The organism is Streptomyces sp. NPDC052299, from assembly GCF_040679335.1.
Lineage (GTDB): Bacteria > Actinomycetota > Actinomycetes > Streptomycetales > Streptomycetaceae > Streptomyces.
Genome location: NZ_JBFAUP010000014.1, coordinates 187,299 through 200,069 on the forward strand (window position 1 = coordinate 187,299; position 12,771 = coordinate 200,069).

Here is a 12,771-nt window from a genome sequence, read left to right on the forward strand (position 1 = left end):
AACGCGGTTGACGGCCCGCCGCGTCAGAGCGCCCCGGCCGGATGCTGGGCGCGGCTCACGTCGTACACGCCGGGCACTTCGCGCATCGCCCGCATCAGCGCGGGCAGCCCGGCGGCGTCCGGAAGCCGCAGCGTGTAGGTGTGCCGCACGCGCTGTTCGCTCGGGGGCTCGACGGTGGCGGAGATCACCGCGGCGTCGGCTCCCGCGATCGCCTCCGTGAGGTCGGCGAGCAGTCGGGGGCGGCCGAACGATTCAGCGATCAGCGTCACCCGGCACGCCTGCTCGTCGCCCCAGCTCACCGCCACCGGTGTCCGCCCGGCCGCCTCCATGCGGGCCACGGCGGGGCACTCCAGCCGGTGCACGGTGACGGCGGCGCCGCCGCGTACGGGGATGCCGGTGACCTCGTCGGGGGGCACGGGCGTGCAGCAGCCGGCGAGCCGTACCGCGGCGTCCGGCCGCTCGGCCACCGCGGTCGCGGTGCGGGCGCGGGCGGTCCGGGGCACCGGGGGCGGCACCGGCTGCGGGCCGGGGTCGGCCGGCCCGCCGGGCTGCCCGGTCTCCGCCGGCTGCGGGTGGGCGTCGAGCCAGCCGGTGATGGCGATGCGGGCGGCGGGTGTGCGCGCGTGGTCGATCCAGTCCGGCGAGGGGCCGGACGCGGCGTCCTCGGCCAGCAGCGGCTGCACGGTGTCGCCGTCCTTGAGCACGGTGCTCAGCGTGGCCAGCCGGCCGTTCACCCGGGCCCCGATACAGGCGTGGGCGGCGTCGCCGTGCTGGGCGTAGGCCGCGTCGACGCAGGTGGCTCCGGCGGGCAGGCCGAGCGTGCCGCCGTCCGTGCGGAAGACGGTGATCTCGCGGTCCTGGGCGAGGTCGGCGCGCAGGGTGGTCCAGAAGGTGTCGGGGTCGGGCGCGGACTGCTGCCACTGGAGGAGGCGGGACAGCCAGCCGGGGCGGGTGGGGTCGGCGCGTTCGCCGTCGGCCGGTTCGGCGGTCTGGGAGGCGCCCTCGGAGGCGTACGGATTGCCGAGGGCGACGACGCCGGCCTCGGCGACCTTGTGCATGCGGTGGGTGCGGATGAGGACTTCGGCCACTTCGCCGTCCGGTCCTGCCACCGCGGTGTGCAGTGACTGGTACAGGTTGAACTTGGGGGCGGCGATGAAGTCCTTGAACTCGGAGATCACCGGGGTGAAACAGGTGTGCAGCTCACCGAGGACGGCGTAGCAGTCGGCGTCCTCACCGACGAGCACCAGGACCCGGCCGAAGTCGCTGCCGCGCAGTTCGCCGCGTTTGATCCGGACGCGGTGGACGGAGACGAAGTGGCGGGGCCTGACCAGCACCTCCGCGGAGATGCCTGCTTCCCGCAGCACCGATGCCACGTTCCCCGCGATGGCGCCGAGCGGGTCGGGGCCGTCGGCCGCCTCGGTGATCAGCGCGTCGGTGCGGGCGTATTCCTCGGGGTGGAGGATGGCGAAGACCAGGTCCTCCAGCTCGGTCTTGAGCGCCTGGACGCCGAGCCGTTCGGCGAGGGGGATCAGCACGTCGCGGGTGACCTTGGCGATCCTGGCCTGCTTCTCGGGCCGCATCACGCCGAGGGTGCGCATGTTGTGCAGCCGGTCGGCCAGCTTGATCGACATGACGCGGACGTCGTCCCCGGTGGCGACCAGCATCTTCCGGAAGGTCTCGGGTTCGGCGGCGGCCCCGTAGTCGACCTTTTCGAGTTTGGTGACGCCGTCGACGAGGTAGCAGACCTCCTCGCCGAACTCTTCCCGCACCTGGTCGAGGGTCACCTCGGTGTCCTCGACCGTGTCGTGGAGCAGGGACGCGGTCAGTGTGGTCGTCTCGGCGCCCAGCTCGGCGAGGATGAGGGTGACGGCGAGCGGATGGGTGATGAAGGGCTCACCGCTCTTGCGCATCTGCCCCCGGTGCGAGGTCTCGGCGAGTCGATAGGCGCGCTGCAGGACCGAGAGGTCCGCGTCGGGATGGTGGACCCGGTGCACTTCGGCGACGTGCGCGATGGCGTCCGGGAGCCGGTCGCGGGAGACCGGACCGAAGAGCGCGGCTCTGCCGAGCCTGCGGAGGTCGATCCGGGGACGGCTCCGCCTGCGGACGGGAGCACCTGGGCTGGTGGCCTCTGCACTCATGGGGGCACCTCCGGCGACGTCGACCGGCGGTGGGGAGGCGCGGCGCGCCTCCGGGCCGGTGCTTGATGCTACCGAGCCCACCACGTGGCGGAGTCCCGCTCTCGCCCAGCGTGAAACGGATCACCCATTCGAGCGAAGCGTCAGTCGTTCGGCGTTTCGAGCCAGGCCGGATCGATCATGCCCTCGGCGACGATGACGGCCGGTCCGGTCATGTCGATCCCGCCGTCCGGGTGCTCCGTGATGGCGAGGCTGCCGCCGGGGAGGTCGACGGTGTACGTGACGGGCTCGCCGGTCCGCGCGGGGTCGGCCTGGTCCCGGCGGGCGGCCGCGACGGCGACCGCGCAGGCGCCGGTGCCGCAGGAGCGGGTCTCGCCGGAGCCGCGCTCGTGGACCCGCATGGCGACGTGGCGGGGGCCCCGGTCCACGACGAACTCGATGTTGACGCCCTCGGGGTAGACGGCGGCGGGGGCGAAGGACGGCTCGGTGAGCAGATCACCGGCGTGGGCCAGGTCGTCCACGAAGGCGACCGCGTGGGGGTTGCCCATGTTGACGTTGCGGGCGTCCCAGGCCCGGTCGCCGACGGTGACGGTGACGCCGTCGGCGGGGAGCAGGGCGCGCCCCATGGAGACGGTGACGTCGCCGTTCTTGGCGAGGTGGACCTTCTTCACGCCGCCCCGGGTGGCGACCGCGAGGTCGCCCGCCTCGGCCAGACCGGCGCGCTGGAGGTAGCGGGCGAAGACCCGGACGCCGTTGCCGCACATCTCGGCGACCGAGCCGTCGGAGTTGCGGTAGTCCATGAACCACTCGGCGTCCCCGGCCATCGCCTTCGCCTCCGGGTGCGCGGCGGAGCGCACGACGTGCAGCAGGCCGTCGCCGCCGATGCCCGCGCGACGGTCGCAGAGCCGGGCGACGACGGACGCGGGCAGGTCGAGGGCGTTGTCCGGGTCGGGAACGATCACGAAGTCGTTCTCGGTGCCGTGGCCCTTGAGGAAGGCGATCTGCGAGGTGGTCACGGGACAACTGTACGAGGCGGCGCCGACAGCCGGAAAACGGTCCGCCGTGCGGACAGGGGCCCGGGCGCTCGACGAGTCCGTGACTCCGGGCAGGTCAGCGCAGGCGCGCCACGCGCCAGACGGCGAGCGCGACCAGCACGGCGCAGACCCCGGCGTAGAGCGCGATCACGCGCCAGTCCGGGCGCTGCGACGACCCTCTGGAGGGCAGTCCGGGCCAGGCGTAGCCGACGCGGCGGGCGGCCATCATGGACCACCCGGCGGCGCAGCAGCTGATCAGGAGGCCCAGCATGGCGACGACCGCGCCGCCGTCGCCGAACTCGAAGGCCAGGGGGAAGGCGAACATCAGTGAGCCCACCGCGGCGAGCACGACGATGGGCGCGAGCTGCCAGATGCGCAGCCGGCGGGCCGGCCGCAGCTCGACCTCGACCTCGGGGGTCACTTCGAGCTCGTCGGGCCCGTCCGGGCTGAGGCCGTCCGCCTCACGCCCGGCGCCCGGTGCGCCGTGTTCCGGTGCGTCTTGTTCCGTGTCGCGAGGGCCGGCCTCCATCGCCACGCGCCCTCCCAACTCGGACTCCAGTCGATCGATGCTCGATGATGGCACGGCCGCGGTCGCCGAAATGACGGGCGGAGCGTCCCGATGCCATCACGTGATCAGGCTGTAACCGCTCGTTCGACCAACGCCAGCGCCTGGCCGGGGAGTTCCTCGCGGTGCTCCACGGCGCCACTGAGCCACTGGACGCGCGGGTCGCGGCGGAACCAGGAGTCCTGACGGCGCGCGAAGCGTTTGGTGGCGCGCACGGTCTCGACGCGCGCCTGGTCCTCGGTGCAGTCTCCGGCGAGGGCGGACAGCACCTGCTGGTAGCCGAGGGCCCGCGAGGCGGTCCGCCCGTCGCGCAGCCCCTGTGCCTCCAGGGCGCGCACCTCGTCCACGAGGCCCGCCTCCCACATGCGGTCGACGCGCAGGGCGATGCGCTCGTCCAGTTCGGGACGCTCCACGTCGACGCCGATCTGGACGGCGTCGTAGACCGCGTCGTCGCCGGGGAGGTTCGCGGTGAACGGCTTGCCGGTGATCTCGATGACCTCCAGGGCGCGGACGATGCGGCGGCCGTTGCTCGGCAGGATGGCGCGCCCGGCCTCGGGGTCGGCGGCGGCGAGCCGTGCGTGCAGTGCTCCGGAGCCGTGCCGGTCCAGCTCCGCCTCCAGCGCGGCCCGGACGCCGGGGTCCGTACCGGGGAACTCCAGGGCGTCGATCGCGCCCTTCACGTAGAGGCCGGAGCCGCCGACCAGGATCGGGGTGCGGCCCTCGGCGAGGAGCCGGTCGATCTCGGCGCGGGCGAGGCGCTGGTACTCGGCGACGCTGGCGGTCTCGGTGACGTCCCAGATGTCCAGCAGCCGGTGCGGTACGCCGGCGCGCTCGGCGAGCGTCAGCTTGGCGGTGCCGATGTCCATCCCGCGGTACAGCTGCATGGAGTCGGCGTTGATCACTTCGCCGCCGAGCTGCTGGGCGAGGTACACCCCCAGGTCGGACTTTCCTGCTGCGGTGGGACCGACGACGGTGATGACCCGAGGTGCGGGAGCTGAGCTTGTCACCGGCTCAGTCTCCCTCAAACCTGCGCCGCGTATCCCGAATGAGGGAAGCCCGGGCGGGGAAGGTGACGCGACAGTGCGGTCTCCCCCGTACAGTGGTTGTACATATGGGTTATTTCTCACAGTTTCCGAGCGGAGAAGGTGCCCGATGGGCTTCATGGACAGTGTGAAGGCGAAGCTGGCCCCGGCGAAGGAGAAGGTCAGCGACCTCGCGCAGCAGCACGGGGACAAGATCGACCAGGGGCTCGAGAAGGCGGCCCGGACGGTGGACGAGAAGACCAAGGGCAAGTACAGCGACAAGATCGTGACGGGCCGGCAGAAGGCCAAGGACGCGGTGGACAAGCTGGCGAACAAGGACGGCGGCACGCCTCCGCCGCCCCCGCCCGCAGCGTGACCGCGCGTGGAGGGCCCCGGAGCGAGCGTCGCTCCGGGGCCCTCCACGCGTCCGGCGGCCGTCAGGACCAGGTGGCGACCAGGTAGCCCACGCCGTACGGCGCGCCCTCGTACAGCAGCCGTCCGGCCGGACCGGCGCCCTCGGCCGCGCCCGCCAGCACCTGCCAGGGGGCGCGCCCCGCGGCCTTGAGCTCGTGGGCGAGCCCCTCGTCCAGAGCGGTCAGCGCCTCCGCGTCGGCGGCGCCCAGGGCCCGCGCGGCCTCCGCGTCGAACGCTGCCGCGCGCTCGTCCAGATAGCCCGGGGCCTTCACGGTGCGGCAGGCACTGCCGTCGCCCATCACCAGCAGGGCGACCCGGTCCGCGCGGCGGGCCAGCTCCCGTCCGGTCTCCGTGCAGCGCGCGGTCTCCAGCGGCTCGCCCACGCCCAGGCCCTCGACGGGGGCCTGGGCCCATCCCGTACGGGCGAGGAGCCAGGCCCCCACCGCGAGCGAGGGCGGGAGGGGGCGGGCGTCGCGCGTTCCCCGGTCCCGGCCGAGCCGGACCTCCAGATCGACGCCGAATTCCCGGAAACCGCCGACGGCGCCCTCGGGGTGGGTGCCGCGTCCGGCGGGCCCGGCCGGGCCGATCACCACGAGCAGGTCGGGCCGGGAGGCGGCGAGGACGCCCAGGGCGTCGGTGCACGCGGTCCTGGCGTCGTCCAGCTCGGGTGCGGCACCGGCGGCCACCTCGGGGACGAGCAGCGGCGGGCAGGGGCAGACAGCAGCGGCGACAAGCATGACCGGCAGCGTACTGCGGTCCCTGCCCCGGGCCGACGGGGCGGCCCGGGGCAGGCGGCGCTTACGGCCCGGGCGCCCCCTCCCCCGTACCTCAGTCCCGTACCTCAGTCGCAGCCGCAGCCCGGGGCCGCCGTCGCGGGCAGGGGCGCCGGGGCGCCGATGCCCGGGAGGCCCAGCATCACACCGGCCGGCTTGTCGGCCGGGGCGGCGTTCCGCTTCTCCCAGGCGTCGCCGGAGCGGGTCCGGCGCACGGCGACCGGGGTGCCCTCGGCGAGCAGGTGGTGCGGGGCGGCGTAGGTGATCTCGACGGTCACCACGTCGCCGGGGCGGACGTCCTCGTCCGGCTTAGTGAAGTGGACCAGGCGGTTGTCGGGGGCGCGGCCGGACAGCCGGTGGGTGGCGCCGTCCTTGCGGCCCTCGCCCTCGGCGACCATGACCTCCAGGGTGCGGCCGACCTGCTTCTTGTTCTCCTCCCAGGAGATGTCCTCCTGGAGGGCGGACAGGCGCATGTAGCGCTCCTGGACGACCTCCTTGGGGATCTGGCCCTCCATGTCGGCGGCGGGGGTGCCGGGCCGCTTGGAGTACTGGAAGGTGAAGGCGTTCGCGAAGCGCGCCTCGCGGACGGCGTGCATCGTCTGCTCGAAGTCCTCCTCGGTCTCGCCGGGGAAGCCGACGATGATGTCGGTGGAGATCGCGGCGTCGGGCATCGCGGCGCGCACCTTCTCGATGATCCCGAGGAAGCGTTCCTGCCGGTAGGAGCGGCGCATCGCCTTCAGGACCCGGTCCGAACCGGACTGCATCGGCATGTGCAGCTGCGGCATCACGTTCGGCGTCTCGGCCATGGCGGCGATGACGTCGTCGGTGAAGTCGCGCGGGTGCGGCGAGGTGAAGCGGACGCGCTCCAGGCCCTCGATCTTCCCGCAGGCGCGCAGCAGCTTGGAGAAGGCCTCGCGGTCACCGATGTCGGAGCCGTAGGCGTTGACGTTCTGGCCGAGCAGGGTGATCTCGGAGACGCCCTCGGCGACCAGGGCCTCGATCTCGGCGAGGATGTCGCCGGTGCGGCGGTCCTTCTCCTTGCCGCGCAGGGCCGGAACGATGCAGAAGGTGCAGGTGTTGTTGCAGCCCACGGAGATCGAGACCCACGCGGCGTAGGCGGACTCGCGGCGGGTGGGCAGCGTGGAGGGGAAGGCTTCCAGGGACTCGGCGATCTCGACCTGCGCCTCCTCCTGGACGCGGGCGCGCTCCAGCAGCACGGGCAGCTTGCCGATGTTGTGCGTGCCGAAGACGACGTCGACCCAGGGCGCCCGCCGGACGATGGTGTCCCGGTCCTTCTGGGCGAGGCAGCCGCCGACGGCGATCTGCATGCCGGGGCGCTTGGTCTTCATCGGAGCGAGCCGGCCGAGGTTGCCGTAGAGCTTGTTGTCGGCGTTCTCGCGGACCGCGCAGGTGTTGAAGACGACGACGTCGGCGTCACCGTCGGAGCCCTCGGGCGCGCGCACGTAGCCGGCGTCCTCCAGGAGCCCCGACAAGCGCTCGGAGTCGTGGACGTTCATCTGGCACCCGTAGGTGCGCACCTCATAGCTTTTTCTGACGTCCACTGCTTCGCTCCGGTTGCCGCTGCTCATGTGACAAGGGTAGGTGGTGTCCGGGATCGCTCCGCCTCGGGCGGACGATCCGACGACGCCCCTGGCCACGGCCGGGAACGACCTGGCAGGATCCCCGGCATGCTCCCGGCCCTGTCCCGAATCGGCCGGCGTCGCTCCCTGCGGGCGGGCGCCGCCCTCGCCGTCGTGCTCGGACTGCTGCTCTGGTGGCTGCTCCCGCTCGGCGACCCGGCGCCCACCGGCACCCTGTCCTTCAGTACGGGGGTGCGCAGCGGCGTCTACCAGCGCTACGGGGAGCGGCTGAAGGGGGCCCTGGCCAAGGATCTGCCCGATGTGTCGATAAATCTCCAGACGAGCGAGGGCTCGCAGCAGAACCTGGCCAGGGTCGCGGCGGGCGAGGCGGACTTCACCATCGCCACCACCGATGCCGTCGCCACCTATCTGCGGGCCCGCAAGCCCGGCTACGAGCGGCTGCGCGGCTGCGTCCGGCTGTACGACGACTACATACAGCTGATCGTGAAGCGGGACTCGGACATCGACAGCGTGGCGGATCTGCGCGGCCGCAAGGTCGCCGTGGGGCAGTCCGGCTCCGGGGTGAAGCTGGTCGCGGACCGGCTGATGACGGCCGCCGGTCTCGATCCGGTCAACGACGTGACGCCGTTGCCGGTGGGCATCGACACCATGCCGAAGCTGCTGGAGGAGGGCGGCATCGACGCGTTCTTCTGGTCGGGCGGGCTGCCCACGACCGCGGTGACCGATCTGGCGGACCGGTTCCCGATCCGGCTGGTCCCGCTGGAGGAGTCGCTGATCAAGCGGCTCCAGGCGGCGGGCGGCCCCACCCGCTACTACCGGTCGGCGGTGATGCCCGCCGACGCGTACCGCAGCGCGCAGCAGGGCCAGGCCGTGCCCACGGTGGCGGTCGCCAATGTGCTGGTCACCACGGACCGCACCGACGCGGCGATGACCGAGGCGTTCACGAGGACCGTGATCGACAGCCGCGACCGCATCGGGCGCGAGGTGCACGCGGCGCAGCTGGTGGACCTGCGCACGGCCATCTACACCGACCCGCTCCCGCTGCACGAAGGGGCGAAGCGCTACTACCGCTCGGTCAAGCCGTAGGGCCTTCAGCCCTTGGGATCGTGGCGCGGCACGGAGACCGTCACGCTGAGCCCGTACGGCTCCCTGCGCGCGTACGAGAGCGAGCCGCCGCCCGCCGCGAGGAGCGCCTGGGAGATGGAGAGGCCGAGGCCCGAGCCCTGGACGTTCTGGTGCTGGGGGCTGCGCCAGAAGCGGTCGCCGACCCGTTCCAGCTCCTGGTCGGTGAGGCCGGGGCCGCCGTCCGCGACGACCACCGTGACGTCCTGGCCGCCGGAGGCCACGGTGACGCGGACCTCCTCGTCGGCGGGCGTGAATTTGAGGGCGTTGTCGATGATGGCGTCGAGCGCGCTGGACAGGGCGATGGGGTCCGCCCAGGCGGTGACGGCCGGCGGCCCGTCGGCGCGGAGCCGTACGCCCCTCTCCTCGGCCACCGGCCGCCAGGACGCGACGCGTTCGGCGGTGAGGGCGCCGATGTCGGTGAGCCGGAGGTCGCTCTCGGCGTGCTCGGCGAGCGCGAGGTCCAGGAGGTCGTCCAGGACCTGGCCGAGGCGGCGGCCCTCGGTGCGTACGGAGGCGATCTCCTCGTTGCCCTCGGGCAGTTCGAGGGCGAGCAGTTCGATGCGCAGCAGCAGGGCGGCCAGCGGATTCCGCAACTGGTGGGAGGCGTCGGCGACGAAGGCGCGCTGCTGCTCCAGCACGTCCTCGACGTTGTCGGCCATCTCGTTGAACGAGCGGGCCAGCCGCCTGAGTTCCGGGGGCCCGCCGGATGCGGCGACCCGGGAGCGCATCCGGCCGCTGGCGATGTCGTGGGCCGCGGCGTCCAGGGTCTTGACGGGCAGCAGGACCCAGCCGGTGAGCCGGATCGCCGCGCCGACGGCGACCAGCATCGCGACCGCCTCGCCCGCCGCGATCAGCAGCCAGCCGCGGATCGTGTCGCCGCGCATCTGGCCGGTGGGCGAGTCGATGACGACGACGGCGATGACGTCTCCGTCGCGTACGACGGGCGAGGCGACGACCACCCGGCCGTTCTGCCAGGGCCAGACCTGGGGCGGGTCGTGGCTGCGGCGGCCGAGCAGCGCCTCGCTGAAGGCGGCGCGCCCCTCCCCCTCGGCGGGCAGCCGCCACGAATCCGGGGCCTTCGCCATGGCGGAGTCGTCGCGGTAGAAGACACCGGCGCGGATGCCGTACACCGAGTTGTACGTTTCCAGCTCGGTCTGGAGGGTGCGGCGCCGTTCGTCGTAACCGCGGGTGCGCTCGGTGATGAACTGGGCGAGCGCGGCGAAGCGCGCCGTGTCGTCGATGCGGTCGATCACGACGCGCTGCTGTTCGGCGGCGGCCACGCTGACGGCGAGCGGGAAGCCGAGGGCCAGCAGGACGCTCGCCATCAGGATGATGAGCAGCGGGAGCAGCCGGGTACGCACCGGGGACGTACGCCTTTACGCGGACGGGGAGACGAGGCGGTAGCCGACCCCGCGCACCGTCTCGATCAGGGCGGGCAGTCGCAGCTTGGAACGGAGCGAGGCGACGTGCACCTCCAGCGTGCGCCCCGTTCCCTCCCAGCTGGTGCGCCACACCTCGCTGATGATCTGTTCGCGGCGGAAGACCACTCCGGGCCGCTGGGCGAGCAGCGCCAGCAGGTCGAACTCCTTGCGGGTGAGCTGTACTTCCGTGCCGTCGACGCTGACCCGGCGGGTGGGCAGCTCGATGCTGACGTGGCCCAGGCGCAGCGCCGCGACCGGCGTGGACACGGTGTCCTCGCTGCTCGCGTTCCTCCTGCTGACGGCGTGGATGCGGGCCAGCAGCTCGCCGGTGTCGTAGGGCTTGGTCACGTAGTCGTCGGCGCCGAGGTTGAGTCCGTGGATGCGGGAGCGCACATCGGCCCGGGCGGTGACCATGATCACCGGCACGGAACTGCGCTTGCGGATCTTGCCGCACACCTCGTAGCCGTCCTGGTCGGGAAGGCCGAGGTCGAGGAGGACGACGCCGAAGGGCTCGGTGTCGGTGGGCAGGAGCGCCTGCAGGGCCTCGTCGCCGCTGCGGGCGTGGACCACCTGGAAGCCGTGCCGGGCGAGGACCGCGGACAGGGCGGCGGCGACGTGGTTGTCGTCCTCGACGAGCAGCAGTCTCATGGCCCCCCTCTGGCAGTGGCGTGTGTCGGCGGTCGGTCCGTACGGTCGTGTACGCCCCCGGTCACCTCCCCGTTCCGGGGTGTTCCACGTAGGGGTGTACCAGGGAATCCACGCCGATGCGCGGGGGACAGTCAAGGGCCTGCCCGTTGTATCCGGGTTTCCGTTATGCACCCGGTACGGCCGGTGCGACCGCCGTGACGTCCCGTTCACGCGGAGTGTCCGGTTGCCGCCGGATCGTTATGCTCAATTTCCGCTCAGATGTAATGACGTTCGTAGCACTGCGTCACTAGGGTCCTTCCCAACCGAGGAGGACGGAGCAAGAAGCCGATGAGCGGAGTTTCAGTGACCAAGGGCGCCGAGGACGCTGCACCCGCGCCCGCCGGCGATCTGGTTGTGCTGAGCAACGTCAACAAGCACTTCGGCGCGCTGCATGTGCTCCAGGACATCGACCTGACGATCGCCCGCGGCGAGGTCGTGGTCGTCATCGGGCCGTCCGGGTCCGGTAAGTCCACGCTGTGCCGCACGATCAACCGCTTGGAGACGATCGACTCGGGCGCGATCACGATCGACGGGAAGCCGCTGCCCGCGGAGGGCAAGGAGCTGGCGCGGCTGCGTGCCGACGTCGGCATGGTCTTCCAGTCGTTCAACCTCTTCGCCCACAAGACGGTCCTCGAGAACGTGATGCTCGGCCAGCTGAAGGTCCGCAAGACGGACAAGAAGGCGGCCGAGGACAAGGCGCGTTCGCTGCTCGACCGGGTGGGCGTGGGGACCCAGGCCGACAAGTACCCCTCCCAGCTCTCCGGCGGCCAGCAGCAGCGTGTCGCGATCGCCCGGGCCCTTGCGATGGACCCGAAGGTCATGCTCTTCGACGAGCCGACCTCGGCGCTCGACCCGGAGATGATCAACGAGGTGCTCGAGGTCATGCAGCAGCTCGCCCGCGAGGGAATGACGATGGTCGTCGTCACCCACGAGATGGGCTTCGCGCGCTCGGCGGCGAACCGGGTCGTCTTCATGGCGGACGGAAAGATCGTCGAAGAGGCCACGCCCGACCAGTTCTTCAGCAACCCGCGCAGTGACCGGGCGAAGGACTTCCTGTCGAAGATCCTTCACCACTGACGGAGCCCGCCGTACGGCTCCCGTATCCGCTGATCACTCACTTCGCGTCAACTCTAGGGAATTCCACCATGCAGCTTCGTAAGGTCACCGCCGCCTCGGCCGCCGTGCTCGCCCTCGCCCTCGCCGCCACCGCCTGTGGTTCCGACGACAAGGACGACTCGGCCGGTTCGGGTGGCGGCAAGAAGATCACCATCGGCATCAAGATCGACCAGCCGGGCATCGGCCTGAAGACGCCGGACGGCAAGTTCACCGGCTTCGACGTCGACGTCGCCACGTACGTCGCCAAGGAGCTCGGCTACGACGCCAAGAACATCGAGTTCAAGGAGACGAAGAGCGCCGACCGCGAGACGGCGATCTCGCGCGGTGACGTGAAGTTCATCGTCGCCTCCTACTCGATCAACGACGAGCGCCTGCAGAAGGTCGACTTCGCCGGTCCGTACCTGCTGGCCCACCAGGACATCCTGGTCCGCGCGGACGACGACTCGATCAAGAAGCCCGAGGACCTGAACAACAAGAAGCTCTGCTCGGTCACCGGCTCGACCTCGGCGCAGAACATCAAGGACAAGCTGGCCCCGAAGGCGCAGCTGCAGGAGTACGGCGGCTACTCGGAGTGCCTGACCGGCCTGGAGAACAAGGCCGTCGACGCGCTGACCACGGACGACAGCATCCTCGCCGGGTACGCCTCGCAGGACGTCAACAAGGGCAAGTTCAAGCTGGCCGGCTTCAAGATGACCAACGAGAACTACGGCATCGGCCTGAAGAAGGGCGACGCCGACCTCAAGAAGAAGATCAACGACGCGCTGACCAAGATGGTCAAGGACGGTTCGTGGGACAAGGCGGTCGAGGCCAACTTCGGCCCGGCCGGCTACAAGAACGAGCCCGCCCCGAAGATCGGCAACGTCGTCAAGTGAAGCAGG

General features: G+C 71.6%; 12 protein-coding genes. 4 read left to right on the top strand and 8 right to left on the bottom strand.

Going from position 1 to position 12,771, the window contains the following annotated elements; all coding sequences use genetic code 11:
* Positions 1-23: 23 nt before the first annotated feature.
* The 4 genes from AB0L33_RS23990 to miaA all read right to left on the bottom strand — a co-directional run bounded on the left by AB0L33_RS23990 (position 24) and on the right by miaA (position 4,741).
* Positions 24-2,138 (bottom strand): HD domain-containing protein, encoded by a 2,115-nt coding sequence (locus AB0L33_RS23990; protein WP_365684575.1) that lies wholly within the window; start codon positions 2,136-2,138, stop codon positions 24-26.
* Positions 2,139-2,278: 140 nt separating this feature from the next.
* Entirely contained in the window at positions 2,279-3,151 is an 873-nt protein-coding gene (dapF, locus tag AB0L33_RS23995) for a diaminopimelate epimerase (RefSeq protein WP_365684577.1), read from the bottom strand.
* A gap of 94 nt (positions 3,152-3,245) precedes the next feature.
* Positions 3,246-3,698 carry a hypothetical protein gene (locus tag AB0L33_RS24000; RefSeq protein ID WP_365684665.1) on the bottom strand — a complete coding sequence of 151 codons (453 nt, stop codon included), beginning with the start codon at positions 3,696-3,698 and terminating at the stop codon, positions 3,246-3,248.
* A gap of 104 nt (positions 3,699-3,802) precedes the next feature.
* Positions 3,803-4,741: a tRNA (adenosine(37)-N6)-dimethylallyltransferase MiaA gene (gene miaA, locus AB0L33_RS24005; RefSeq protein WP_365684579.1), complete on the bottom strand. Its 939-nt coding sequence runs from the start codon at positions 4,739-4,741 to the stop codon at positions 3,803-3,805.
* Positions 4,742-4,886: 145 nt separating this feature from the next.
* Between miaA and AB0L33_RS24010 the strand changes: the two genes are divergently transcribed.
* Positions 4,887-5,132 (top strand): antitoxin, encoded by a 246-nt coding sequence (locus tag AB0L33_RS24010; RefSeq protein ID WP_365684581.1) that lies wholly within the window; start codon positions 4,887-4,889, stop codon positions 5,130-5,132.
* A 61-nt stretch (positions 5,133-5,193) separates the two neighbouring features.
* Here AB0L33_RS24010 and AB0L33_RS24015 read toward each other — a convergent pair whose 3' ends face one another.
* Together AB0L33_RS24015 and miaB are read right to left on the bottom strand one after the other, a co-directional pair.
* Positions 5,194-5,907 carry a class III extradiol dioxygenase subunit B-like domain-containing protein gene (locus AB0L33_RS24015; RefSeq protein ID WP_365684583.1) on the bottom strand — a complete coding sequence of 238 codons (714 nt, stop codon included), beginning with the start codon at positions 5,905-5,907 and terminating at the stop codon, positions 5,194-5,196.
* Positions 5,908-6,011: 104 nt separating this feature from the next.
* Positions 6,012-7,532 carry a tRNA (N6-isopentenyl adenosine(37)-C2)-methylthiotransferase MiaB gene (gene miaB, locus AB0L33_RS24020; RefSeq protein WP_365684585.1) on the bottom strand — a complete coding sequence of 507 codons (1,521 nt, stop codon included), beginning with the start codon at positions 7,530-7,532 and terminating at the stop codon, positions 6,012-6,014.
* A 99-nt stretch (positions 7,533-7,631) separates the two neighbouring features.
* Here miaB and AB0L33_RS24025 point away from each other — a divergent pair, with 99 nt between their 5' ends.
* Positions 7,632-8,630 (top strand): TAXI family TRAP transporter solute-binding subunit, encoded by a 999-nt coding sequence (locus tag AB0L33_RS24025; RefSeq protein ID WP_365684587.1) that lies wholly within the window; start codon positions 7,632-7,634, stop codon positions 8,628-8,630.
* Positions 8,631-8,635: 5 nt separating this feature from the next.
* On the opposite strand, the gene AB0L33_RS24030 is transcribed toward AB0L33_RS24025, so the two are convergent.
* Both AB0L33_RS24030 and AB0L33_RS24035 read right to left on the bottom strand, forming a co-directional pair.
* Positions 8,636-10,030: a HAMP domain-containing sensor histidine kinase gene (locus tag AB0L33_RS24030; RefSeq protein ID WP_365684589.1), complete on the bottom strand. Its 1,395-nt coding sequence runs from the start codon at positions 10,028-10,030 to the stop codon at positions 8,636-8,638.
* Positions 10,031-10,045: 15 nt separating this feature from the next.
* Positions 10,046-10,738 carry a response regulator transcription factor gene (locus tag AB0L33_RS24035; RefSeq protein WP_365684591.1) on the bottom strand — a complete coding sequence of 231 codons (693 nt, stop codon included), beginning with the start codon at positions 10,736-10,738 and terminating at the stop codon, positions 10,046-10,048.
* Between the two features lie 327 nt (positions 10,739-11,065).
* Between AB0L33_RS24035 and AB0L33_RS24040 the strand changes: the two genes are divergently transcribed.
* Positions 11,066-11,854: an amino acid ABC transporter ATP-binding protein gene (locus AB0L33_RS24040; protein WP_026171813.1), complete on the top strand. Its 789-nt coding sequence runs from the start codon at positions 11,066-11,068 to the stop codon at positions 11,852-11,854.
* A 68-nt stretch (positions 11,855-11,922) separates the two neighbouring features.
* Positions 11,923-12,765 carry a glutamate ABC transporter substrate-binding protein gene (locus AB0L33_RS24045; protein ID WP_365684593.1) on the top strand — a complete coding sequence of 281 codons (843 nt, stop codon included), beginning with the start codon at positions 11,923-11,925 and terminating at the stop codon, positions 12,763-12,765.
* The last annotated feature ends 6 nt before the right edge of the window (positions 12,766-12,771 follow it).